The following is a 23,330-nucleotide window of genomic DNA, read 5'->3' on the forward strand; positions in this document are numbered from 1 at the left end:
ATCTACACTATTTCCTGATGAATTACCTCTCTGTAGAAAACGTATCAAAATCTTTTGGCGAACACCATCTTTTTAAAGACATCGCGTTCGGTATTAATAAAGATCAAAAAATAGGCTTTGTTGCCAAAAATGGAACAGGTAAAACCTCTCTCCTCAACATTATCGCCGGACTAGAAGCTCCAGATAGTGGCCAAGTGGTGAGCAGGAAGGGAATTGTAATTTCGTTTCTACCTCAGGAACCAGATCTGGATCCTAATCTTACAGTAGAAGAAACCATATTTGCTCACGATAACCCTATACTTAAAACCATTGCAAATTACGAGAAGGCGCTTCTCAATATGGAGGATGCAGATGCGTACCAAAAAGCATTTGATGCCATGGAAGCTGCACAAGCATGGGATTTTGAGACACAATACAAACAGATCCTTTTCAAGTTAAAACTTGACGACATGGATCGTAAAGTTGAGCTCCTTAGTGGTGGGCAAAAAAAGCGTCTTGCACTAGCTCAAATGATGCTTACCAAGCCAGATCTAGCCATACTTGATGAGCCTACTAACCACCTTGACCTTGAAATGATAGAGTGGCTGGAAGAATATTTCCGTTCAGAGAATATCACTTTATTCATGGTGACTCACGACCGTTACTTTCTAGAAAATGTATGTAATGAGATTGTAGAGCTTGAGGGTGGCGTTCTTTACAGCTACAAAGGAAATTATGCCTATTACCTAGAGAATAAAGATGCTCGTGTAGCAGCATGGGAGACAGAGACTGGAAAAGCAAAGCAACTTTATAAAAAAGAATTAGAGTGGATGCGTCGCCAGCCTAAGGCTCGTACCACAAAATCAAAGTCTCGTATAGATGACTTTGCAGAAATTAAATCTCGCGCACATGAGCGTCGCAATGATCACACTGTACAACTAGAGATTAATATGGAGCGTATGGGGAGTAAGATTCTCGAGTTTCATAAAATCAGCAAATCTTTTGGAGATCTTAAATTACTTGATCAATTTGAGTATGTATTTAAAACTGGGGAGCGTGTAGGGATCATAGGTAAAAATGGAACTGGTAAAACCACCTTCCTTAATATGATTACTGGTGAGCTAGCTCCAGATTCTGGAAAAGTGATTGTAGGAGAAACTGTAAAATTTGGTTACTATACGCAAAAGGGAATTAACATCAAAGAAGGTCAAAAAGTAATTGATGTTATAAAAGAATACGGAGATCACATTCCTCTTAAAAAGGGAAGAACCATTTCTGCTGGGCAGTTACTAGAGCGTTTCTTATTTGACCGCAAGAAACAGTATGATTTTGTAGAGCGATTAAGTGGTGGAGAGCGCAAGCGCCTTTACTTGTGTACTATTTTTATCCAGAATCCCAACTTCTTGATTCTCGATGAGCCTACAAATGATCTAGACGTTGTAACACTCAACGTACTTGAGCAATTTTTACTTGATTTTCCTGGGTGTCTTGTCGTAGTTTCTCACGACCGTTACTTTATGGATAAGATTGTAGATCACCTTTTTGTTTTTAAAGGAGATGCCGTGGTAGAAGATTTTCCAGGTAATTACTCAGATTTTAGAGCTTATGAGGGTGGGATAAGTAACGCTTTCGCGAAAGCAGAAAAAGAACAATCTCAAATAGAGAATAAACAAAAATTTAATGCCTCCATAGGAGAAACCGCCACCGAAACTAAGTCTTGGAAAGAGGAACAGCATACAGGAACGATAAGCTTTAACGAGCAGAAAGAGCACGCAAAGTTAGAGCGTGAGATTGCAAAACTAGAACGTGAGAAAGAAGACAAGCAGAAACTCTTTTTAAATCCTGATCTTACTCAAGATCAAATCACCGAAGAAAGTCTGAAATTGCAAAAAATCATAGATGCGATTGCCTTAAAAGAGGAACGATGGTTTGAATTATCGTCTAAAATGGAAGGATAAGAAATTACAAACGACAATCTTTACTATAACCAAGACCATACAATAGCTCACATTCTATAAAGTGAACCAGTACAAACACTCCATACTAGCCTACTTAAAATGGCTTCCTAAGACCTTCCATCTTCATGGGATACACTCTCCGTTTATTTTTAAACTAGAGAAGGAAGTATTGAGAGGAAAGTCGGATCCTGCTATTTCACAAAAAATAAATACCTATAAAAAGGCATTACTAGATAATGAGACTAGTATAGAGGTGATGGACTATGGCGCAGGCTCTAGAGTATTTAAATCTGCTCAACGAGAAGTAAAAGATATTGCTAGGTGCGCCGGTGCTACACATAAAAGAGTACTATTACTGCAACGCCTTATGGCATATTTTCAGCCTAAAGAAGTGTTAGAACTAGGCACTTCGCTTGGTGTTGCTACTGCAGCACTAGCGATTCAGAATACGGCGCATGTCACTACTATAGAAGGTTGCCCCAATACTGCTGCCATAGCAAGGAAGGAGCTAGATGCAGCAAATGTGACTAACGTAACGCTTTGTGTAGGAGATTTTAATGATGAGATTGTAAAACACAATCACAAAAAGTTTGAATTTATTTATTTTGATGGAAACCACTCTAAGCAAGCCACGCTAGATTATGTGTCATCACTCCTAAGCACAACAACAGACGATACTGTCTGGATGTTTGATGACATTCACTGGTCACCAGAAATGACAGAAGCTTGGAATACCATTAAAAAAATGACAGAGATATCTGCGACCATAGATGCTTTTCATTTTGGAATGGCATTCTTTAGACCACAGCAAGCTAAAGAAGATTTTTATATTAGATTATAATTATACACAACGAAATAATCTTGACCTGTTTTTACACGCACAGCGTTCAAACAGCTATCGTCTCTTTTCTTAAAACGTTACAGTTGTTACTTCCTAGATAAATTTTTACATAAATTGTGTAACATTTAGACGCTTACCTCTTCTAATAGCAAACCAAACATTCTATGGGCAACCTTATTAAAATCAGAAATATCATTCGTGACTTCCCATTAGGGACAGAGATTGTTCACGTACTCAAGGGTATAGACCTTGATATTGATAAGGGCGAGTATGTAGCTTTTATGGGACCTTCTGGTTCTGGTAAGTCTACGCTTATGAATCTTTTAGGCTGTCTTGATACACCTACCGCTGGATCATATGTTCTTAATGGACGTGACGTGAGCCAGATGACAGATGACGAGTTAGCCGAAGTACGTAACACCGAGATTGGCTTTGTATTTCAAACCTTTAATTTACTTCCTAGAACCACCGCTCTTGACAACGTAGCATTACCAATGGTATATGCTGGAATGTCAAAGTCTGCGCGTAATGCTCGTGCAGAGGAAGTACTTACAGACGTAGGTCTTGCAGATCGTATGGATCACAAACCTAACCAACTCTCTGGAGGTCAACGACAGCGTGTTGCAGTAGGTCGAGCCTTAGTAAATAAACCATCCATCATCCTTGCAGATGAGCCTACAGGGAACCTGGACTCAAAAACTGGAGTGGAAATTATGGCACTATTTGATGCTATACATGCCGCAGGTAATACCGTAATTCTTGTAACACACGAGGAAGATATTGCAGAGCATGCACATCGTGTGATTAGATTACGTGATGGAGTCATTGAGAGTGACACTAGAAATAAATAATTTGCTTATTTCGTGAGTGAATTATTAATCATATTTATTCTCAACATAGGGGCTCCTTTACGAATTTGATAGTATTTTGGTGAAAAATTGCAACTATGAGTTTAATGGATGACGAGCTTAAACAAGCACTCAGTAAAAATGAGTTGTTAAGTCAAGAAAATGATTTTTTAAAAACGCAGCTTAAAGAGCAATCTTCATCAAATAAAAAAGTAGTTTTTACAACCACACTCAAAGGTATTCACCTCTGGGCTGGCGCTGACTTAAAAGAAAGTTTTGATCAAGTCTATCATGAGCTACCTAATGTATCAAAATCTTCATTTGCCCAACTCTCTGCTAGTTTAGTAAAGCGTATCACTCGCATAGGTCTATTTACATTACTATTTGCTGTGATACCTGTATTCTTAATCTTAATACAAACAGGTATTTTATTCCAGCAGAACAAAAAATTAGATATTCAGAATGATAGAATACAGCAACAGGTGTATCTAGAAGAGGCTAGCAGAAGGAATAATCTTGTTTTTTTAATGGATAATGTGCTCGATCAAGTGCATGATGAATTACAAATCTCAACATCCATATCTAAGCCTCTTATTGCTCGTACTCAAGCATTGCTCTATGGCTTTAGACCTTATCGCTTTCTAGAAGATGAAATTCTCACAAAACCGCTGAGTCCTGAAAAAGGACAATTTCTACTAGCTATTATTAATAGTGGGATGAACAAAAAGAGTATTCAAAATGTTTTTGCTGCGTCCTTTAGTAACGTGTATTTAAAAAGAGCAAATCTCTTTGGAGCGCAACTTGCCAATATTGATATGCCCGATGCAGATCTATCTTATGCAGATTTATGGAATGCAAATCTCACAGGAGCAAATCTCAAAAACAGTGATTTTACGGGATCACAATTAAACAACGCCATTCTTACAAATGCAGACCTTAAAGGAGCACAACTTAATGATGCTACACTTATTAAAGCAGTACTGGACGGTGCTTTCTTAGAAAAAACACAACTAGCTAACAGCGATATGAGAGGCGCCTCTCTTAAAAATGTTCACGTAGATAGTAAAGACTGGCTACAAGAATTAAAAGACGCAAATGTTTCAGGTGCAGATGAGCTTATTGCAACCTATCAAGTTCAAGGACCCGAAAGTGATGAGGACAATAAACAGTACTTTGTCGTATCTTTAAAACAAAAATAAGCGTGTGTAGTGTCTACATAAACACTACCACTCTGAAACCACATGAATATGGATTTCTTTAATAACCTCTCCCCTACCACACAGATAATTGTAAGCATTATTGGGGTTTCAGTTCTATTTCTTCTCGTATTTGCAAATAGCAAACGTAATACTACAAATCAACGAGGGAGGAGAACACGCAAATTTGGAGAAGGCCTCAGTAAGAAAATGAAGGAAAGAGAAAACAAATAACGCTTCTATTTTAGACTAGTAGATTTCGCAAGACCTCGATCATACAAATCACAATTCAAGTACACAGATGAATCCTATTTATAAAGCAATGCTATTTGGAATACTTATGGCAATAGGTTACATCATCATGAACACCATAAAAAGGAAATCTCAATCTTAAACACCAGTATCATATACTGGCTCACAAAAAAAGATAATGAAAGTATATACAAAGACTGGAGATGCAGGAACGACCGCTTTATTTGGCGGAACCCGTGTCCCAAAACATCATATTAGAATAGACAGTTATGGTACTGTAGATGAGCTTAACTCATTTATAGGGCTAGTACGCGATCAAGAAATCGATGCACGTAGCAAAGAAATACTCACGCATATCCAAAATAAACTATTCACCGTAGGTGCTGTACTGGCAACAGATCCAGAAAAAATGGTACTTAAAAATGGGAAGGATAGACTTAATATCCCAAAAATCAATGAAGAGGATATAGAGCTACTAGAAAAGGAAATAGACTGGATGGAGACATCACTACCTCAAATGACACATTTTGTACTACCTGGAGGACATACTACCGTGTCATATTGTCACGTAGCACGCACCGTATGCAGACGCGCAGAACGTTTAGCAACAGCACTTTATGAACTAGAGCCTTTTGACACACATACTCTTAAATATCTCAACCGTCTTTCTGACTACCTATTTGTGCTGGCACGGAAGTTGTCTAAAGACTTACAAGCAGATGAGGTTAAATGGATACCTACAAAGCTAGATTAAGAGTACAGATTACAGAAACATCAATATAAAGAGGAAGGAATATTTTCGCGAAAGCGAAATCCACCACTTTACAAGGTCTGAAAGCCACGTTCTTACATTTATTTTGAAATAATCACCAATTCACTTGCATTTCTGCCTAGAAAAATTATTTTTGCACAAATTAAAAACACAAATGCTATGTACTGGACACTTGAACTAGCTTCTTACCTAAGTGACGCGCCTTGGCCTGCTACTAAAGATGAGTTGATCGATTATGCGATTAGAACAGGAGCACCACTTGAGGTTGTAGAAAATTTACAAGCTATCGAGGATGAAGGTGACTCTTATGATTCTATCGAAGAGATCTGGCCAGACTATCCCTCAGACGAGGACTACCTCTGGAATGAAGACGAATATTAAAAAATATACCCGTTAAAACACTAAAAAGTCTCTCTATGAGGCTTTTTTTTTGATTAAATTTACGGGTTCAAGATTGACATAAAACAACACCATATTATGGGATTTTTAGATAATGTATTAAAGATTTTTGTAGGCGATAAGTCTAAACAGGATGTAGGAGCAATTACTCCTATTGTTGCCGAAATCAAAGCCCACGAAGCCGCTTTAGAAAAATTATCTCTAGATAGCTTACGCGAAAAAACGAACGAATTCAAAAGAACGCTAGCCGCTGCGCTTAAGGAAAATACAGACGCTGCCGAAGCTCTAAAAATTAAAGCCGAAGCTACCGAAGATATTGATGAGCGTGAAGACGTTTACACAGAGATTGACAAGCTTAAAGATGAAGCTTACGAAATATCTGAAAAGACACTTACCGAAATACTTCCAGAAGCATTTGCCGTTGTAAAAGAAACTGCAAAACGCTTTACAAATAACACTTCACTTGAAGTTACCGCATCAGAATATGACCGTCTTCTTAGTGCTACAAAAGATTATGTAACACTAGATGGTGATAAAGCAATATGGGCTAACAGCTGGGATGCTGCTGGTAAAGAAGTAACATGGGATATGATTCACTATGACGTACAGCTCATAGGTGGTATCGCAATGCACCAAGGAAAAATTGCAGAGATGCAAACGGGAGAAGGTAAAACACTTGTGGCTACCTTACCGGTATATCTTAATGCACTTACTGGAAACGGTATACACTTAGTAACTGTAAATGATTACCTAGCAAAACGTGATAGCGCATGGATGGCTCCTATATTCCAATTCCACGGGATGACAATAGACTGTATCGATTATCACAGACCTAACAGTCCAGAACGTCGTGCCGCTTATGCTGCAGATATTACATATGGTACTAACAATGAATTTGGTTTTGATTACCTACGTGATAACATGTCACATAAACCAGAAGATCTTGTTCAAAGACCTCCTAACTATGCGATAGTAGATGAGGTAGATTCTGTACTTGTAGATGATGCACGTACACCACTTATTATTTCTGGACCTGTACCTAAAGGAGACGTGCATGAATTTAATGCGCTAAAACCACAGATTGAGAAAATCGTAAACATACAGCGTCAAGAGCTTGTAAAAGTACTTCCAGAAGCAAAGAGATTAATTGCTGCAGGAGATACTAAAGAAGGAGGAATCCAATTACTACGTGTTTTTAGAGGATTACCTAAAAACAAAGCACTTATTAAGTATTTAAGTGAGGAAGGAATACGCCAATTATTACAAAAGACGGAGAACTTCTATATGCAAGATAACAATCGTGAGATGCCAAAAATAGACGAGGCACTTTACTTCACGATTGATGAAAAGAACAACCAGATTGAACTTACTGATAAGGGTATTGAAACCCTTTCTGGAAAAGAAAACCCTGATTTCTTTACCATGCCAGAAATTGGTCTTGAAATAGGGAAAATAGAAGCAAAAGGATTATCACCAGAAGAAGAGGCTGCAGAGAAAGAAGAGCTCTTTAAAGATTTTGGAATTAAGTCTGAACGTATTCACACTATGAACCAATTACTCAAAGCATACACTTTGTTTGAAAAAGACACGGAGTATGTAGTAATGGATAATAAGGTGATGATTGTAGATGAGCAAACGGGTCGTATTATGGACGGGCGTCGCTACAGTGATGGACTACACCAAGCGATTGAAGCAAAGGAAAATGTAAAAATTGAAGATGCTACGCAAACATTTGCAACGGTTACACTTCAAAACTACTTCCGTATGTACCGCAAGCTATCTGGTATGACGGGTACAGCGGTAACAGAGGCTGGCGAACTTTGGGAAATCTACAAACTTGATGTTGTTGAGATTCCTACTAACCGTCCTATTGCTAGAAAAGATAAAGATGATTTAGTTTACAAAACTAAACGTGAGAAGTATAATGCAGTAATTGACGAAGTTACAGAGCTTTCTAAAGCTGGACGTCCAGTATTAATAGGTACGACTTCTGTAGAGATTTCAGAATTGTTAGGGAAAATGCTTACACTACGTAAGATTCCTCACAATGTACTAAACGCAAAACTTCACAAAAGAGAAGCAGATATTGTTGCAGAGGCTGGTAATCCAGGCGTAGTAACAATTGCTACAAACATGGCAGGTCGTGGTACAGATATTAAATTATCTGACGAAGTGAAAAAAGCCGGTGGTCTTGCCATTATAGGTACAGAGCGTCATGACTCTCGTCGTGTAGATAGACAATTACGTGGTCGTTCTGGACGTCAAGGAGATCCAGGAAGCTCGCAGTTTTACGTATCTCTTGAAGATAACTTGATGCGTTTATTCGGGTCTGAGCGTATTGCAAAGATGATGGATAGAATGGGTCTTAAGGAAGGTGAAGTGATCCAACATGGAATGATTTCAAAATCTATTGAGCGTGCTCAGAAAAAAGTAGAAGAAAATAACTTTGGTGTACGTAAGAACCTTCTTGAGTATGATGATGTGATGAATATGCAACGTGAGGTTGTATATAAGCGCCGTCGCCATGCACTTTACGGAGAACGTTTACGAGTAGATCTCGCAAACATGATTTATGATACTTCTGAGGTAATTGTAGAGTCAAACAAGCAGGCTTCAGATTTTAAGAACTTTGAATTTGAGTTAATTCGTTATTTCTCAATGACGAGCCCAGTGAGCGAAACTGAATTTGCAAGTAAATCTGCAAAGGACCTTACAGATATCATTTACAAAGCCTCTTTTGAGCACTACAGAGAGAAGATGACTAAGAATGCAGACCTTGCATTCCCTATTATCAAGCGAGTGTATGAAGATCCTGCTGCAAAATTTGAACGTATTGTGGTTCCTTTTTCTGATGGAACTAAAGAGCTACGTGTAGTAACAAATCTTAAAGAAGCTTACGAGACTGATGGTAAGCAACTAGTAACAGATTTTGAAAAGAATATTACTCTTGCCATTATAGATGACGCTTGGAAAGATCACCTTCGTAAGATGGATGAACTTAAGCAGAGTGTTCGCCTTGCTGTTCACGAGCAAAAAGATCCTCTATTAATTTATAAGTTTGAAGCTTTTGAGCTTTTCAAAACGATGATTGATAAAGTAAACAAGGATGTAATTTCTTTCTTATTTAAAGGAGAGATTCCTCAAGGTAATCAGCAGCAAGTAAGTGATGCTTCTCAAGTGCGAGAAACTCGTGAGCAAACGCAGACGCAAAAGGAAGAAATTCCTAATCTTGATGAGCGTTCTACAGAAGCTAGAGCAGCTGGAAACACACAGCCACAGCAGCAGCAAGTAACAGAAACCATCGTAAGGTCTCAACCTAAAACAGGTCGTAATGACCGCGTTACTATTAAAAATGTGATGAACGGTGAGACTAAGGAAGTAAAGTTCAAACAAGCAGAACCACTTTTAGCTAAAGGACAGTGGGTAATTGTACAAAACTAATTTCCACTTTTGATTATATAATAACGGCGAACTTTTTAAGTTCGCCGTTTTAGTTTCTTACATGATGAATAAAACTATAAAAATACTCTGTTCAGACATAGACGGCACTTTATTAAATAAAGAACGCTGGCTAAGTGATGAAACTGTTTACGCTTTCGCGAAAGCGGGATTACCGCTCATTCTAGCATCCTCAAGACCGCCGCAAGCTATGCGCTACTTGCAAGAAGGTCTAGATAACCTAGGTGAGTCTCTTATAGCTTTTAATGGCGGGCTTATTATAGGAAATAACAACACAATCATAGAAAGCAACACCTTCCCTACTTCCCTACTGGAGAGTCTAGCAAGTCATCACACTAAACATACTTACAACCTAAGTATTTATAGTCATGAACACTGGTTTACAGATAAGGAAGATGAGTGGATCTTACGCGAAATAAACAACACACGCGCAACTCCCCTATACCAAACAGCCTTAGAAAGTCTTGCTTTTTTAAACAAAGAGCATCTTGGAATCCACAAGCTCATGTGCATGGGAGATCCAGCGGAGCTTGATGAAATTATAGAAGTTCTAACGCCCGCTTACGGAGATACTGTCCATTTTTACCGTTCTAAGGATACGTATATAGAGATCACTCCAAAAAACATAGACAAGGCAACCGCTTTGAGAAAACTTCTAGTAGCCGAATATGGCTATGAGATGAGCGAAGTAATGGCTTTTGGCGATAATCATAATGACGACGAACTCATAAAGAAAGTAGGACTAGGTGTTGCTGTAGCAAATGCCACAGACACCTTAAAGTCACTAGCAGATTATGTGAGTCCTTTTACAAATAAAGAGCACGCCGTTGCTCAAGCAATTAATAAATTTTTAATAACAGATTAGGGTCTGGGCAGTTATTCTTGTAGAAATCTAAGGTGTTCTGGCTTCCTACGCCAGCATAATCTCCCTCCTTACCTTCCATGTCCATTACAATTTGAAAATGTAGGTGTGGCGCATAATCACCATTCACATCAGGATTTCCTAAGGTTGCTATAACCTCACCTGCTTCCACCTTTTGGCCTACTTCCTTACCTTCAAGAGAAGCAAGACTCAGATGACCATACAAAGTGTGAAAAGTGTGCTCCCCTATCTTATGTTTTAAGATTATGGTAGGACCATAATCACCAAAATTCTCATTGCGCTTAAAACTATGTATCTCACCCTCTAGAGGGCTTAGTACTGCTGTACCTTCATCACACCATAAGTCTATCCCTAGGTGGATATTGCGTTTGTCTTTTGGGTCTGTAGCTTGAAAATAATCGGATCGATCATATAATGGACGCTGTTCTAAGTAACCACCATAAGCAACTTTAGCATCATTCTTTGCGAGATACGATTGTAAAAACACATGATGCTCATACGGACGTGTGAGCATATCAATATCTAAATCCTTATTAGCTGTAGATAAATCTAATGGAAAGTAATCCTCCTTTTTAAAGATAGGATTTATGATGGGTGTGAATTGCTGTGTGAGCGAGCTTAAAAAATTGTTATTCATAGAGAGTCTATTACACCATAAAAGTACTTAATCTAGTGTGAACACAAAAAGCAGCCATAGCTGCAAAGTAATCAATTATGTAATCTTTATCTACTGTAGTACTACGTCACTATACTTTGCATTGATAGTGATAGTATTTGCACTACTGCGTGATTTATGAAAACCATTTACCATCTCTGTAGATCCGTTTTTCATAGACTTTGTTTCCAGTTGTTTTGGAATAAAGAAGTCGTTATGATCTCCGCTATAATTAAAGTTAAATGCAGATTGTGGTAATCTTAACGTAAGATCACTATTCTCTAGAAAGATAGTAAGTGACCCAAAGTTATCGCTCACCTGCGGTATAGATAGCTTACCAAAAGAGCCAGATATCATCCCAGCTCCATTAATGCGATTTATATTTACATTACTAGAGTTTGAAGTTACCTCAATATTATTTGCAGTTGAGATGTTACATTCCTTTACGTGATTCACATTAAGAGTTCCCTCATTCCAGTTTGCAACAGCCACTGGACTGTAAGAAACATCGAAGGAGGTTTGCCCTCCATCGATGTTTGTTGCTACAAGGCTTCCGTGTGAGATTGTAGCTTTTGCATTATAAGCATCTACCATTCTCACTTTACCATAACGTACATTTAAGTCCAGCTCAGCCTTTTTAGGCATTTTGATGATTATTATACGTTTTACATTTTTATTTGGCTTTTTAGATCCATTACTTTCAGAGTCCCAATTAAGGCTAAAGTGGCTACTCTTGTTCCCCCTTTCGTCCTTAGTATGTTTTTCTTCCCACTCTCCTTCGTGATCTTCTGCCCAGCGCTCCATTTTCTTTCCAAAATTTTCACCCCACTTTTCCATGTCTTTCCCAAAAGATTCTCCCCACTTCTCCATAGACTTGCCAAAGTTCTCTCCAAAAGATTCTCCCCACGCTTCCATAGATTCACCAAAGTTTTCTCCCCAGTCTTCCATCTTTTTTCCAAAATCTTCTCCCCAAGCCTCTACATCATCCAGCCATTTATCAACCTCACGCACACTTACTCTTGTGTTGTACTTTCGGTTTAGTTTGTTTACATATGCTTGTTTATCCTTTTCATACTCATCACTATCAAAGGTCATATTACCTCCGCTTTTAAAAGGCCATCTAGGTATACCAGAGCGATCTATAAGGCGTTCACTCCAATCCTCAGAGTTGCGCTCAAATTCCTTCTCCCACTTCTCCATTTTCTCTTCAAACTCTGGTCCATAGCTTTTATCCATTTGCTTCTCCCATCTATCTAGATAAGCCCTTCCTTCTTTCTTGTATGCTTCATGATCAAACTTCATCTTTCCCATTTCCTCATAAAACTCATCTGGTAATCGCTGTCCAGATATTCCTTCTAATAGAGGACCCACAAGACCATTCATGACTGGCTCCACAAGGCTAAGCGATTGACCTATAATTTCTCCAAGGTCTAAATCAAGATCGAGATTGAGGTTACCTATATCATTTCTATCATACACCTTTGCATCGCTATAACCACCTTTACTGCTGATGCGCACATTATTACTATTACCCGACACATTTAAATCCCATGATCTTAAAGCATCGCTAGCATCTTTACCTTCTACATAAGCCTCTACAGATACTTCATTTTTATTCCATGTTTCAAAAACTACATCTGCATAGCGTGTGTCTACTGTGATAGACACATCCTTATTCACTGAGAAGCGCTCGTTTAATTTTTCTTTTTTGCTTTGTGCAAATACACTTCCAGAAGCTACAAAAAGGAGTGCTAGGAAGGTCCAAAATATGTTTGACTGTTTCATTTTTATACGGTTTGAATGGCTGCTTCTTGTTGAGCAGCGTTTTTCATTTCTTTCAATTTTGACTTGAGCTTTATCATAAGCTCTACTCGTAATTTGAGATTCTCAATCATCGCACTTACCATTTCATCACTTACTCCACTTTCGGTAATCTCACGATTGAGGCTCTTATACTCTTCATCTAGATCAGACAGTTGCTTCATAAAAGCATCTATAAGTTCTTTGTTATCATCTGTAATTTCTAATCTGGCAATCTCAAGATTCACACTTGCGAGGTAATAATCCTCCACTCGTTTAAATTCAGGTGAGATGGCGCTTAGTAATACTTCTGGTTCTGCACTTTGTTTTTCACTTGTCTCTACCTCTACTAGTTGTTGATCTTCCGCTTTCGCGAAAGCGTTATTATACACCATAAATACAATTCCACCAGCTATAATAAGTACTGCTGCAATTTTCATCCATAGATAGATACCTCCTTTAGCCGAAGTTTTTTGCTCCTGAATAGGTAAGCGTTCTTCAAGTAAATTCTCAAAGCGACGTGTATGTCCCTCGCGCAGTGATTGCTTACTGTCGCTATCATTCTTCATGAGCTCTCTAATATCCTGTGCCATAATTAAGCGTCTTTAATTGTTCTTGAAGTTTTTTCTTCCCGCGGTGCACCAGCGTTCTTGAAGCTACTTCTGTAATCTGTAATATTTCTGAAATTTCCTGATGATCATAACCCTCTATTAAGAATAGCATAAGAGGAAATTTATAGTTCTCAGGAAGTTCGCTGATAACGTTTTTCACATGTTCTATAGTAACGTCGTCTCCTACATCCCAACCGTCATCATCATCAACTTTGCCCATTACTTCTTCATTAAGAGGAATAATCACTGCTTTTTTTGCCTTGATCATATCGAGACTTTTATTAATCACGATACGCTTAAGCCAAGCTCCAAAGGTGACTTCTCCAGTAAACTGGTGCAACTTTGCAAAGGCGTTTATAAAACCCTCATGCATCGCTTCCTCTGCTTCAAATGAATTTTTTAAGAATCTAAAGGCGACGTGGTACATACCATCACAATACTTATTGTACAGCTGCAGCTGTGCCTTGCGATCATTAGTTTTACATTTTTCTATGATTTCAGTAACTAGCAAAATGGTTGGTTGGTTTTGATGGTTGTGATTGCTATTCTCTCTAAAGACGACGCTATTTTCTCAATGTTGCAAATGAGCTAAAAAAATACGACATTAACAGAAAATTAAGATACTCTATGATTTTTGAATAAACTATTCTTAAATATAGAGGTATTAACAGTAAGTTAGTAAACCTACGTTTAATACTGAATTATATTTGACATCAATAACTAGCCCTATGAAGCACCTTGACTTATCGTACGAAAAATTAAATGATCTACTAGATGAATGCTTCTGGGCAGAGCGACGCTACTTTAACGCCGCCGAAGATATCCAGATTACAGAATATAAGCGCTTTCTGAGTCATGAAAGTGTGAATAGAAATCGCTTTTGTCATAAAATAGTAGAGCGTATGTCACAAGAAGGCATAGAACCTAGTAGATTAGACATCGTAAAAGGAAATTCTAACCGTGATTGGATTGAAGTAAAAGCGGCTCTTGAAAATAGTAAGCCTAAATATCTTATAGGAGAATGTATGGTACAAGATGAAGTTGTACTTAACTTACTTAAAGATATTATAGATGATGGATGGCTTCCTGTAAATATTCTAGAGGTACTTGTGCCTATGGAATTCCAGATGAAGCAATCACACATTGACCTCTTGAAGCTTAAAAAGAAAATGAAAAAAAAGAAGCAAAAGGCTAAGGAGAAGATGCTAAAGAAGAAAAAATCAGGAGTTATAGACATACAAAGAATGAACGCCTCTAAATAACGCAAACCACCAAATGGTGGTTTTTTTTTGATGTAGATGTTTGTAGAAAGTAGTAATTTGGTATCACCATTGTGAGCGACAAAAACACACCCATAAACAAGAGTATTAATCCTGCATTTTACAAAAAAAGTAAAAGGCAAGACGCTATTGATGTATCACAACTGGCCCAGCGATTAATTACTGGTAATATTACTGCATTATCACAAGGAATCACTTTAATAGAAAGCTCGGTTCAAGAGCATCAAGTAAAGGCGCAACAACTTATAGAATTGTGCTTACCTCATGCCAATAAGTCTGTTAGATTAGGAATCACAGGTGTTCCTGGTGTAGGTAAAAGTACGTTTATAGAAAGCTTAGGAAACTATCTTACAGACCAAGGGAAAAAAGTAGCCGTACTTGCGGTAGACCCTACGAGCTCTGTTTCACATGGCAGTATCTTAGGAGATAAGACAAGAATGTATGAATTATCTCAAAACCCAAATGCCTTTATACGTCCTAGTGCTTCTGGGGATTCTCTAGGCGGCGTAGCTCGCAAAACGCGAGAGGCAATCATATTATGCGAGGCTGCAGGCTTTGATACTATTATTATTGAAACTGTAGGTGTAGGACAGAGTGAGACGGTAGTACACTCTATGGTTGATTTCTTTCTATTACTAAAGCTAGCAGGAGCAGGAGATGAACTACAAGGAATTAAACGCGGGATTATAGAAATGGCAGACACCATTGTAATCAATAAAGCAGATGGTGGTAATGAAAAGGCAGCACGGCTGGCTAGATCTGCTTTTGCAAAGGCATTACACCTTTTCCCACCAAAGCCTAGCAATTGGACTCCTCAAGTCATTACTTGTAGTGCCTTAGAACATTCTGGAATTTCAGATTCTTGGGACTTAGTTTCAGATTACTGTAATCATACAAAGGCCTCTGGATATTTTGCTAAGAAAAGAGCAGAGCAGAACAAGTTTTGGCTATTACAAACTATAGAGAATACTCTTAAGGACACGTTTTATAATAACAAGGACGTGAAGTCAACGCTTCCCGAGATACTTGAAAAAGTTGCTCGCGGTGAGGTATCACCTTTTAAAGCTGCAAAATCACTCATAGCAACCGCCGATTCTTAAGCCCACTTTGCTACAGCCCACTGCTGTAGTCTATATATTGCAAAGCCAATTATTGCTCCTATTACCCAACCTGTAAGCACATCACCTGGATAATGCACGCCTACATAAATACGGCTATAACCCACCATCGCAGACCAAAATAGCAGTATAAAGATTAACTTCTTGTGCGTAGATCTTAAGGCAAGACCTGCAAATACCGCAACCGCCATACTATTACCTGCGTGCGCAGAGTAATACCCATAACGCCCACAGCGCTCTGCTACATATCTTATAATTCCTTTAAAGTCTTCTACTCTACAAGGACGTGGTCTTTCAAAACCATGCTTAAAAGCATTTGCTAATTGGTCTACACACGTAATGAGTAACGCAACTGCAACCACTGTTATCAAGGTTCCTTTTACACCAAACTTTTTATAAATAAAGAAGAGTAGCAATGCATATAAAGGAATCGAGCTGAGCTTATTTGTAACAATAAGCCAGAATTGATCCCACGCAGGTGATCCTAATCCGTTGAGGAAAAGGAAAAACTCTTGATCATATTGGATAAGTTGGTCCACCGTTTATTGCTCTTTGTCAAATTTTTCCATCTCTGCATCATACCACTCGGTAGCATCTTTGATGGCATTTTCTGTTTCTGAGGCTAGCTCATCTTCGTCTTGACGATCAAACTCTTCAAACCATTCTATCTCATCTATTGTAAGGTCTATAATAAACCTTGGGAACTCAGTATGTATCACAAAAATATGATCTGAAAAATCTGAATTATCGCCTAAAAGGAACTTAGGTACTTTCATAAATATCGTATTATTACTGTTGGTCTATTAATTTCTTGCTAAGGTAATTAAATCTAAAGTACAACATCACTGCAGAAGCCGTAAGCCCTGCTAGCAAGCCTACCCAGACGCCTTGCACACCCATTTGCTCATCTTTACCCATATACCACATGATAGGGAATCCTATGATCCAGTAGGCTATAAAACAGATTACTGTGGGAATATTTACATCTTGCAATCCGCGCAATGCTCCAAGTATGGTTACTTGCACTCCATCACTTAGTTGGAATAACGCTGCCACAATTAATAACTGAGCTGCTAGAAAAATCACTTCTGGATTATCTATATAAAATGGAGGAAGCCAGTCTTTAAGCAATATAAATCCTACTGCAAATACAGCTTCAATTAAGAAACAGAGTATAAATATAGAAAAAGCGATACGTCGTAGGTTAGGAAAATCGGCTTTACCTTTTTGATTTCCTACGCGTATGGTTGCCGTTACTCCTAATCCTACAGCAATCATAAATGTCATAGAAGCTAGATTAAGCGCAATTTGATTTGCCGCTTGCGCATTCGTTCCTAGTATTCCAGATAAAAATATAGCAGCTGTAAAAACGCCTACTTCAAAAAGCATCTGTAATGCTGTTGGAAATCCTAATTTAAATAAGGTTTTAAACTCAGCAAGTTGGATGTGCTCCTTACTTCCCCAGTGGAAATAGGGTTTGAATTTACGCTTTCGCGAAAGCATAAAAATCAGCAGTGCGACCATAAAGAAACGAGAAATTAATGTTCCCCAGGCTGCACCTTCTACTTCTAATCTTGGGAAAACCCAGATTCCGTAAATCAATACATAGTTAAAAACAACATTGACCACGTTTGCTACAATGGTCGCATACATTGCATATTTGGTTTGTGACAGGCCATCTGCAAACTGCTTGAAACCCTGAAATATCATAAGCGGAATCATAGATAGTGCTACAATCTCAAGATATGGAATTGCCAGTTCTACCACCTCTGGCGGCTGATCAAGCATGTACAACAAAGGCTTTGCGATCAATAGCGTAATAAATAGTAGCACACCATTTATGGTACACATAATGACACCATGATGAAAGTGCAAGCGACCTTTTTCTATATCACCTTTACCATCTGCCTCTGCTACAAGCGGAGTGATGGCAAACGAAAATCCGATACCTATAGAAAGCGCTATAAACACCAAGCTATTGCCTAGACTTACTGCTGCAAGTTGAGCTGCACCCAGCTGTCCCACCATCAAATTATCTGCCAGTGCTACAAGAATATGACCTAGCTGCCCCAACATAATAGGATATGCTATTTTAAGATTGATGCCAAATTCCTTTGTGTAGTCTGAGAATCTCATTAATTAGATTTGATACGCTTTCGCGAAAGCGCAAAAATACTTCATCCCGTAGAAAGAGCGTCTAGATTTCAACCAATTTACTATCTTCAAGCTTGTAAATAATACTGGAACCGTAAATGATCACAAATCCCATCGAAATAGACCTCGCACTTCGTGCTATTATTAAACGCCACGAGCAACATTTACAATTAAGAAAAGACGATAGCGCAGGCTTAGAAGTGGCAGGTACCATACCTACCATGCAAGGAAAACAGAAAGTAGATGGTTTTTATTTTGCCAGTGTGATCCCAAAGCCTAAGGACTGCAGGTTGTACTTCTTCCCTATTTATACTGACGTAGCTGCATTTACAGACATAGATCCTGCCTTAAGAAAATGTTTGAAAGGCAAAAGCTGTTTTCACATCAAAAAAATGGATGCCTCACTCGAGGCATCCATTAGTGCTATGATAGACAAAGGCATTGCCATTTATCAAGAAAAAGGGTTGCTGACATCCACTTAAGAGTTAGAATAAAACGTATTGAAGTTTAAATTCTAATAATGGATAAACAGTGGCATCCTCACCTGTAAATAAATATCCTAGTCCGAATTCGCATTCGTAATTTAAATTTCTTGTGATGTTTCTGCGTAGGCCATATTTTGCTCCCAAGAGATAAGTAGTAAGATATCTAGCAAAACGTTCTTCTGTTGCCACGGTAAAATCAGGAATTACTTGAAACTCTGCAGCCCAAAAGTTACCTGCATTCTGTGTGAGCTTTTTTCCTTTTTCAAAGCGGCGTTCTCTGTTATAATAATAACGTCCACCTACAGATAGATTACCCGCAAAGGTTAAGTCAACATCTTGATTACTTCCACCACTAACTCCTACGAGTTGATATGAGGCATTGAAATGGGTGGTAAACTTATTACCAAGAACGCGCTCATAAGTTACTCCCGCGCCTATAATATTGAGATTTGCGCTAAATAAATTTTCTAGTGGTGCAACTGTATCTTCTTGAGAATATACCGTGAGCGAACAGAACAACAGTATGATTGAGAGGTACGTGAGTTTTAAATTTCTTTTCATTTTAAGATTGATTGATGAATTCTTAAAAGTATTTAAAACATTGGAATTAAATCAATTATCTACAAGTATATTTTCATAGACAAGCCTATCCCGTTAATGGTCAAGTTTTGTCTAGACTCGACGTCTACAATTTCTTTAAATTTTAAGGCTTGATAAGAGTATATAAATTCTGTTTGTGCGGTAAGAAGTTTAAAAGATAAAATTTAAAACCCAATCCAAGTCTTCCTAAAAATCCTCCTTCTCTTAAGTTATTTCCAAAGTGGCTACCAAGTTTCATACTTGCTGCCCAACCGTTTTTCTGGGGTTCTGTTCCAAAGTTTGCAGCTATAGCCCAACCATTATAATTAAGAGCTCTCGACAATACTTTTTCTGTACTCACAAAAGCTCCAATCGATAGATATTCACTCACATTGAAGCCGACATTGACTCCTAAAGCCTGTACAAAATCACTATCTCTCGGTTCAAAATCTGATGCTTCTATATCGTCTTTGTTCTCTATGTTATCGTCATAGAGATACATTACCTCTGGAGCGATATGTAAAAGCGTCATCCTTTCCGTTTTCTGAGCGATACAATTAATTGTCACTAAAAGGAAAAGTATTCTTAGCATAATCCAGCCCATGAATAAAAGAGCATTATTTCCCTGAAGGCTGTATATAATTATCCATCAAATATAACAGGCTTGTCATTGTGGCAGCACCTAGTTCAAGTTCTCTTTTATTTACTGCATCAAAGGTATCATTTGCAGCATGGTGATGGTCAAAATAGCGTTGCGAGTCAGGACGCAGTCCTGCGAGTACAATACCATCATTAGTTGCTTTAAGCGGACCAATATCTGCACCACTACCTCCCCTTGTAAAGTCGTGAATTAAGTAAGGCTCAAATAATGATTTCCAAGTAAGCACTTCATTAAAGTTACGATCATCACTATCAAAAGAAAAACCTCTTGGAGTAAATCCGCCAGAGTCACTTTCTAAAGCAAAGACATGGTTTTCACCTTTTGCCTTAGCTTCTTGTGCATACTTATTACCTCCTCGAAGGCCATTTTCTTCATTCATAAACAGCACTACACGTATGCTATGTTTAGGCTTATAACCTATTGCTTTCATTAATCGTAGCGCTTCCATACTTTGCACTACTCCCGCACCATCGTCATGCGAGCCGTCTCCTAGATCCCAAGAATCTAAATGACCACCTACGACCATATATTTATTTGGATATTCACTTCCTGTAATTTCAGCTATCACATTATGCGACTCTACATCTGCAAGATTCTTACAAGACATTTTATAGAAAAACTTGGTATCAGGATTTAGCTTCAGGGATGTACTTAAAAGCGCTGCTCCTTTGGTACTGATTGCAGCCGCAGGAATGCGTTTTGAATTAGGCAAATCACCATAAGACATCGATCCTGTATGCGGGTAATCATCAAGACTGTGTGTCACAGATCTTACAATCACACCTACCGCTCCTAGCTTTGCTGCTTCCATCGCTCCAGCATAACGCTGGTCTACACAACCGCCATATGCTTGAAATGTCAAGATAAGCTCGTCGTCCATAGGTCTGTTAAAGAAGACAATTTTCCCCTTCACCTCGTCAGCATTCAATGCTTTCAATTCTTCTATTCCCATCACCTCAACTACATTTGCTTTAAGTCCGGTAGTTTTTGTAGCAACAGATCCTCCAAGCGCACAAATAGGCACAGACGTAATGCTTGCATTATCCCCTTCTATAAATGCTCTTTCGGCTTCACCTCGTATCCATTTTGGCACCATTACAGGCTGCAACCACACCTTATCAAGACCCACTTTTTCTAGTTCGCTCTTTGTCCATGTCACAGCTCTTTCGGCTCCTAGGCTTCCGCTTAGTCTAGATCCTATTTGGTTAGACAGATGATCTAGCCACTCATAGCTTTGCCCTTCTGTAAGCGCTGCCGAGTATATTTTTCTCACAGTAATTGAATCATTTTGCGCTTTCGCGAAAGCGGAAACAACTACTAGTGCAGTCGCAAGTATATAACGTAAATTTTTATTCATTGCTCAACTGTTCTTTATAATCGGCAAGATTTGCCTTTGTTTTATCGTCTAATTCTGGCTCTTGGATATCGTCATATTGCGACAGTGTCTCTAGCAATATGGTTGCTACAGCAAGTCTAGCTGCCGGCTTATTATCTGCCGGAATCACATACCACGGAGCCTTCTCTGTCGATGTGCGATTTATGGCGTCCTCATAATATTCTTGATAAGTATCCCAAAGCTTTCGCTCTTTTAAATCTCCAGCCGAAAATTTCCAGTTCTTCTCTTTCTTATTAAGTCTGCGTAATAATCTATCCTTTTGCTCATCTTTAGATAAATGCATAAAGAATTTATAGATAATGGTTCCGTTCTCTGTAAGGTGCTTTTCGAAGTTTTTGATTTGCTCAAATCGCTTATCCCAGAATGCTTCGTTGACATCATCTATGCTGTGAACGTCAGGCAATTTTTCTCCTAAAATATATTCTGGGTGCACTCGAGTTACAAGCACATTCTCATAATGAGTACGGTTATGTACGCCAAATTTACCACGCTCTGGTAATGCTAAGTAATGACGCCACAAGTAGTCATGACTTAACTCTAGCTCTGTAGGCACTTTAAAACTTTGTACCTCAACACCGCGTGCATTAAAATCCTTAAAGACTTCACGTATGAGACTATCCTTACCAGAAGTATCCATCCCTTGAAGACAAACAAGCACGCTATATTTATCATGCGCGTACATAGTGTCTTGAAGTTTGCCTAATTTCTTACGTATTTTCTTGAGCTTACTTTCTAGCTCCTTCTCTTCTACGTCTGGAAACAAGGTGGTCTCTCTATCTGAAAGTGTCACACCGTTAGTGATTTTATAGTCTTCTGGTTTAATGTCACTCATAATTATATTATTTACTAGCAAATAGTTTTACATCCCCTTCTGACACTTCTGGGCCACTTAAGATAATAAGTCGTTCAACTACATTGCGCAGTTCACGTATATTTCCAGTCCAGTCATAAGCTTTAAGTAAATCAATAGCTTTGTCTGAAAATGATTTTTTTGCGGTTCCTTGCTCTTGAGAGATTTTCTTTGCAAAGTGCTCTATGAGAATTGGGATATCATCTCTACGATCATTGAGCGCTGGCACTTTAATTAAAATTACTGCCAGTCTATGATATAAATCCTCACGGAATCTTCCCTCTGCTATTTCTTTTTTCAGGTTCTTATTAGTTGCCGCCACTACGCGTACATCCACTTTAATATCCTTATCGCTTCCTACACGTTGTACACGGCTTTCTTGCAAAGCTCTAAGTACTTTAGCTTGTGCAGAAAGACTCATATCTCCTATTTCATCTAGAAATATAGTTCCACCGTTTGCTGCTTCAAACTTACCTGCGCGATCTTTATTTGCACTTGTAAAAGCACCTTTCACGTGGCCAAAAAGTTCACTTTCTATAAGTTCTGAAGGTATCGCAGCACAGTTTACTTCTATGAGAGCTCCTTTTGCTCGCTCGCTTTTCTCGTGCAACCAGTGCGCTACAAGCTCCTTACCAGTACCGTTAGGACCAGTAATCAAAACTCTAGCATCTGTAGGAGCTACTTTTTCGATCATTTCTTTGATTTGATCAATCTCCTTGCTTTTACCTACCATCTCGTATTTCTTACTCACCTTTTTCTTAAGCTGAATATTTTCTACGACAAGGGTTTTTCTGTCTAGCGCGTTGCGTACGGTATTAAGTAATCTATTAAGATCTGGCGGCTTAGATATATAATCAAAAGCTCCTAGGCGCATCGTGTTTACGGCAGTATCTAGGTCACCATGTCCTGAGATCATTACCATAGGAGTTTCCGGCTTAAGCTTACGTGCAGCTTCAAGCACTTCTACTCCGTCCATTTTTGGCATTTTAATATCACAAAGGACTAAGTCATAGTCTTCCTCGCGTATCTTATTGATACCTTCAAGTCCATCTGCAGCTTCTTCTACTTGGTAATCCTTACTCTCTTCTGATAAAATTTTGGTAAGTACACGACGTATCGCAGCCTCATCCTCTATAATTAAAATCTTTGCCATT

General features: G+C 38.5%; 23 protein-coding genes. 11 read left to right on the top strand and 12 right to left on the bottom strand.

The window, feature by feature from the left end:
- Window positions 1-17 precede the first annotated feature (17 nt).
- The 8 genes from ACJJVW_RS02610 to ACJJVW_RS02645 all read left to right on the top strand — a co-directional run bounded on the left by ACJJVW_RS02610 (window position 18) and on the right by ACJJVW_RS02645 (window position 10,569).
- Entirely contained in the window at window positions 18-1,937 is a 1,920-nt protein-coding gene (locus ACJJVW_RS02610) for an ABC-F family ATP-binding cassette domain-containing protein (RefSeq protein ID WP_405250670.1), read from the top strand.
- 61 nt (window positions 1,938-1,998) lie between these two features.
- A complete protein-coding gene (locus ACJJVW_RS02615; RefSeq protein ID WP_405250671.1) occupies window positions 1,999-2,778 on the top strand; it encodes an O-methyltransferase in 780 nt (259 codons plus the stop codon).
- A 164-nt stretch (window positions 2,779-2,942) separates the two neighbouring features.
- Window positions 2,943-3,629: an ABC transporter ATP-binding protein gene (locus tag ACJJVW_RS02620; RefSeq protein WP_108876699.1), complete on the top strand. Its 687-nt coding sequence runs from the start codon at window positions 2,943-2,945 to the stop codon at window positions 3,627-3,629.
- Window positions 3,630-3,724: 95 nt separating this feature from the next.
- On the top strand, window positions 3,725-4,825 hold the full coding sequence (locus tag ACJJVW_RS02625; protein WP_405250672.1) for a pentapeptide repeat-containing protein: 1,101 nt from the start codon (window positions 3,725-3,727) through the stop codon (window positions 4,823-4,825).
- 427 nt (window positions 4,826-5,252) lie between these two features.
- The gene (locus tag ACJJVW_RS02630) at window positions 5,253-5,828 is read left to right on the top strand and encodes a cob(I)yrinic acid a,c-diamide adenosyltransferase (RefSeq protein ID WP_405250673.1); all 576 of its coding nucleotides are present in this window, start codon (window positions 5,253-5,255) and stop codon (window positions 5,826-5,828) included.
- Between the two features lie 177 nt (window positions 5,829-6,005).
- The gene (locus ACJJVW_RS02635; protein WP_013751528.1) at window positions 6,006-6,227 is read left to right on the top strand and encodes a DUF2795 domain-containing protein; all 222 of its coding nucleotides are present in this window, start codon (window positions 6,006-6,008) and stop codon (window positions 6,225-6,227) included.
- Between the two features lie 96 nt (window positions 6,228-6,323).
- On the top strand, window positions 6,324-9,686 hold the full coding sequence (secA, locus tag ACJJVW_RS02640; RefSeq protein ID WP_405250674.1) for a preprotein translocase subunit SecA: 3,363 nt from the start codon (window positions 6,324-6,326) through the stop codon (window positions 9,684-9,686).
- 61 nt (window positions 9,687-9,747) lie between these two features.
- Complete coding sequence (locus ACJJVW_RS02645) at window positions 9,748-10,569, top strand: Cof-type HAD-IIB family hydrolase (protein ID WP_405250675.1); 822 nt, start codon at window positions 9,748-9,750, stop codon at window positions 10,567-10,569.
- Here the strand turns inward: ACJJVW_RS02645 and ACJJVW_RS02650 are convergent.
- The 4 genes from ACJJVW_RS02650 to ACJJVW_RS02665 all read right to left on the bottom strand — a co-directional run bounded on the left by ACJJVW_RS02650 (window position 10,544) and on the right by ACJJVW_RS02665 (window position 14,164).
- Window positions 10,544-11,224, bottom strand: coding sequence for a peptidoglycan DD-metalloendopeptidase family protein (locus ACJJVW_RS02650; RefSeq protein ID WP_405250676.1), 681 nt, complete (start codon window positions 11,222-11,224; stop codon window positions 10,544-10,546). The genes ACJJVW_RS02645 and ACJJVW_RS02650 overlap by 26 nt on opposite strands.
- Window positions 11,225-11,314: 90 nt before the next feature.
- On the bottom strand, window positions 11,315-13,027 hold the full coding sequence (locus tag ACJJVW_RS02655) for a hypothetical protein (protein WP_405250677.1): 1,713 nt from the start codon (window positions 13,025-13,027) through the stop codon (window positions 11,315-11,317).
- A gap of 2 nt (window positions 13,028-13,029) precedes the next feature.
- Complete coding sequence (locus ACJJVW_RS02660) at window positions 13,030-13,635, bottom strand: hypothetical protein (RefSeq protein ID WP_405250678.1); 606 nt, start codon at window positions 13,633-13,635, stop codon at window positions 13,030-13,032.
- Window positions 13,619-14,164, bottom strand: coding sequence for an RNA polymerase sigma factor (locus ACJJVW_RS02665; RefSeq protein WP_298328280.1), 546 nt, complete (start codon window positions 14,162-14,164; stop codon window positions 13,619-13,621). Before ACJJVW_RS02665 ends, ACJJVW_RS02660 begins: the two co-directional genes overlap by 17 nt.
- 217 nt (window positions 14,165-14,381) lie before the next feature.
- Here ACJJVW_RS02665 and ACJJVW_RS02670 point away from each other — a divergent pair, with 217 nt between their 5' ends.
- Entirely contained in the window at window positions 14,382-14,915 is a 534-nt protein-coding gene (locus tag ACJJVW_RS02670; RefSeq protein ID WP_405223400.1) for a DUF2383 domain-containing protein, read from the top strand.
- A gap of 71 nt (window positions 14,916-14,986) precedes the next feature.
- Entirely contained in the window at window positions 14,987-16,033 is a 1,047-nt protein-coding gene (gene meaB / locus ACJJVW_RS02675) for a methylmalonyl Co-A mutase-associated GTPase MeaB (RefSeq protein ID WP_405250679.1), read from the top strand.
- On the opposite strand, the gene ACJJVW_RS02680 is transcribed toward meaB, so the two are convergent.
- Genes ACJJVW_RS02680 through ACJJVW_RS02690 form a run of 3 tightly spaced genes read right to left on the bottom strand, consistent with a single transcriptional unit; the run spans window position 16,030 to window position 18,187 of the window.
- Window positions 16,030-16,590, bottom strand: a complete 561-nt coding sequence (locus ACJJVW_RS02680; RefSeq protein WP_405250680.1) for a phosphatase PAP2 family protein — start codon at window positions 16,588-16,590, stop codon at window positions 16,030-16,032. The two genes, meaB and ACJJVW_RS02680, sit on opposite strands and share 4 nt — an antisense overlap.
- A 3-nt stretch (window positions 16,591-16,593) precedes the next feature.
- Window positions 16,594-16,827: a hypothetical protein gene (locus ACJJVW_RS02685; RefSeq protein WP_013751518.1), complete on the bottom strand. Its 234-nt coding sequence runs from the start codon at window positions 16,825-16,827 to the stop codon at window positions 16,594-16,596.
- A 13-nt stretch (window positions 16,828-16,840) separates the two neighbouring features.
- The gene (locus ACJJVW_RS02690; RefSeq protein WP_144784682.1) at window positions 16,841-18,187 is read right to left on the bottom strand and encodes an MATE family efflux transporter; all 1,347 of its coding nucleotides are present in this window, start codon (window positions 18,185-18,187) and stop codon (window positions 16,841-16,843) included.
- A 116-nt stretch (window positions 18,188-18,303) separates the two neighbouring features.
- Here ACJJVW_RS02690 and ACJJVW_RS02695 point away from each other — a divergent pair, with 116 nt between their 5' ends.
- A complete protein-coding gene (locus tag ACJJVW_RS02695; RefSeq protein ID WP_405250681.1) occupies window positions 18,304-18,687 on the top strand; it encodes a hypothetical protein in 384 nt (127 codons plus the stop codon).
- A 3-nt stretch (window positions 18,688-18,690) separates the two neighbouring features.
- Here the strand turns inward: ACJJVW_RS02695 and ACJJVW_RS02700 are convergent, their stop codons facing one another.
- From ACJJVW_RS02700 to ACJJVW_RS02720, 5 genes are all read right to left on the bottom strand, one after another.
- On the bottom strand, window positions 18,691-19,251 hold the full coding sequence (locus ACJJVW_RS02700) for a hypothetical protein (protein WP_405250682.1): 561 nt from the start codon (window positions 19,249-19,251) through the stop codon (window positions 18,691-18,693).
- A 142-nt stretch (window positions 19,252-19,393) separates the two neighbouring features.
- Window positions 19,394-19,801 (bottom strand): hypothetical protein, encoded by a 408-nt coding sequence (locus ACJJVW_RS02705; protein WP_405250683.1) that lies wholly within the window; start codon window positions 19,799-19,801, stop codon window positions 19,394-19,396.
- A gap of 85 nt (window positions 19,802-19,886) precedes the next feature.
- Entirely contained in the window at window positions 19,887-21,287 is a 1,401-nt protein-coding gene (locus ACJJVW_RS02710; RefSeq protein ID WP_405250685.1) for a M20/M25/M40 family metallo-hydrolase, read from the bottom strand.
- Window positions 21,280-22,158 (bottom strand): PPK2 family polyphosphate kinase, encoded by an 879-nt coding sequence (locus tag ACJJVW_RS02715; protein ID WP_035336194.1) that lies wholly within the window; start codon window positions 22,156-22,158, stop codon window positions 21,280-21,282. The genes ACJJVW_RS02710 and ACJJVW_RS02715 overlap by 8 nt, the downstream gene beginning before the upstream one ends.
- A 7-nt stretch (window positions 22,159-22,165) precedes the next feature.
- On the bottom strand, window positions 22,166-23,329 hold the full coding sequence (locus ACJJVW_RS02720; RefSeq protein ID WP_405223373.1) for a sigma-54-dependent transcriptional regulator: 1,164 nt from the start codon (window positions 23,327-23,329) through the stop codon (window positions 22,166-22,168).
- Between the last annotated feature and the right edge of the window lies 1 nt (window position 23,330).

This window comes from Dokdonia sp. Asnod3-C12 (genome assembly GCF_045063975.1).
Classification (GTDB): Bacteria; Bacteroidota; Bacteroidia; order Flavobacteriales; family Flavobacteriaceae; genus Dokdonia.

What these genes read in the sequence shown, in the direction of transcription:
- ACJJVW_RS02720 (WP_405223373.1), bottom strand. Translation starts at nt 23,329, where the DNA reads ATGGCAAAGATTTTAATTATAGAGGATGAGGCTGCGATACGTCGTGTA.
- ACJJVW_RS02710 (WP_405250685.1), bottom strand. Translation starts at nt 21,287, where the DNA reads ATGAATAAAAATTTACGTTATATACTTGCGACTGCACTAGTAGTTGTT.
- ACJJVW_RS02660 (WP_405250678.1), bottom strand. Translation starts at nt 13,635, where the DNA reads ATGGCACAGGATATTAGAGAGCTCATGAAGAATGATAGCGACAGTAAG.
- secA (WP_405250674.1), top strand. Translation starts at nt 6,324, where the DNA reads ATGGGATTTTTAGATAATGTATTAAAGATTTTTGTAGGCGATAAGTCT.
- ACJJVW_RS02700 (WP_405250682.1), bottom strand. Translation starts at nt 19,251, where the DNA reads ATGAAAAGAAATTTAAAACTCACGTACCTCTCAATCATACTGTTGTTC.
- ACJJVW_RS02650 (WP_405250676.1), bottom strand. Translation starts at nt 11,224, where the DNA reads ATGAATAACAATTTTTTAAGCTCGCTCACACAGCAATTCACACCCATC.
- ACJJVW_RS02610 (WP_405250670.1), top strand. Translation starts at nt 18, where the DNA reads ATGAATTACCTCTCTGTAGAAAACGTATCAAAATCTTTTGGCGAACAC.
- ACJJVW_RS02670 (WP_405223400.1), top strand. Translation starts at nt 14,382, where the DNA reads ATGAAGCACCTTGACTTATCGTACGAAAAATTAAATGATCTACTAGAT.
- ACJJVW_RS02695 (WP_405250681.1), top strand. Translation starts at nt 18,304, where the DNA reads ATGATCACAAATCCCATCGAAATAGACCTCGCACTTCGTGCTATTATT.
- ACJJVW_RS02630 (WP_405250673.1), top strand. Translation starts at nt 5,253, where the DNA reads ATGAAAGTATATACAAAGACTGGAGATGCAGGAACGACCGCTTTATTT.
- ACJJVW_RS02625 (WP_405250672.1), top strand. Translation starts at nt 3,725, where the DNA reads ATGAGTTTAATGGATGACGAGCTTAAACAAGCACTCAGTAAAAATGAG.
- ACJJVW_RS02645 (WP_405250675.1), top strand. Translation starts at nt 9,748, where the DNA reads ATGATGAATAAAACTATAAAAATACTCTGTTCAGACATAGACGGCACT.
- ACJJVW_RS02690 (WP_144784682.1), bottom strand. Translation starts at nt 18,187, where the DNA reads ATGAGATTCTCAGACTACACAAAGGAATTTGGCATCAATCTTAAAATA.
- ACJJVW_RS02655 (WP_405250677.1), bottom strand. Translation starts at nt 13,027, where the DNA reads ATGAAACAGTCAAACATATTTTGGACCTTCCTAGCACTCCTTTTTGTA.
- ACJJVW_RS02620 (WP_108876699.1), top strand. Translation starts at nt 2,943, where the DNA reads ATGGGCAACCTTATTAAAATCAGAAATATCATTCGTGACTTCCCATTA.
- ACJJVW_RS02685 (WP_013751518.1), bottom strand. Translation starts at nt 16,827, where the DNA reads ATGAAAGTACCTAAGTTCCTTTTAGGCGATAATTCAGATTTTTCAGAT.
- ACJJVW_RS02715 (WP_035336194.1), bottom strand. Translation starts at nt 22,158, where the DNA reads ATGAGTGACATTAAACCAGAAGACTATAAAATCACTAACGGTGTGACA.
- ACJJVW_RS02635 (WP_013751528.1), top strand. Translation starts at nt 6,006, where the DNA reads ATGTACTGGACACTTGAACTAGCTTCTTACCTAAGTGACGCGCCTTGG.
- ACJJVW_RS02705 (WP_405250683.1), bottom strand. Translation starts at nt 19,801, where the DNA reads ATGACGCTTTTACATATCGCTCCAGAGGTAATGTATCTCTATGACGAT.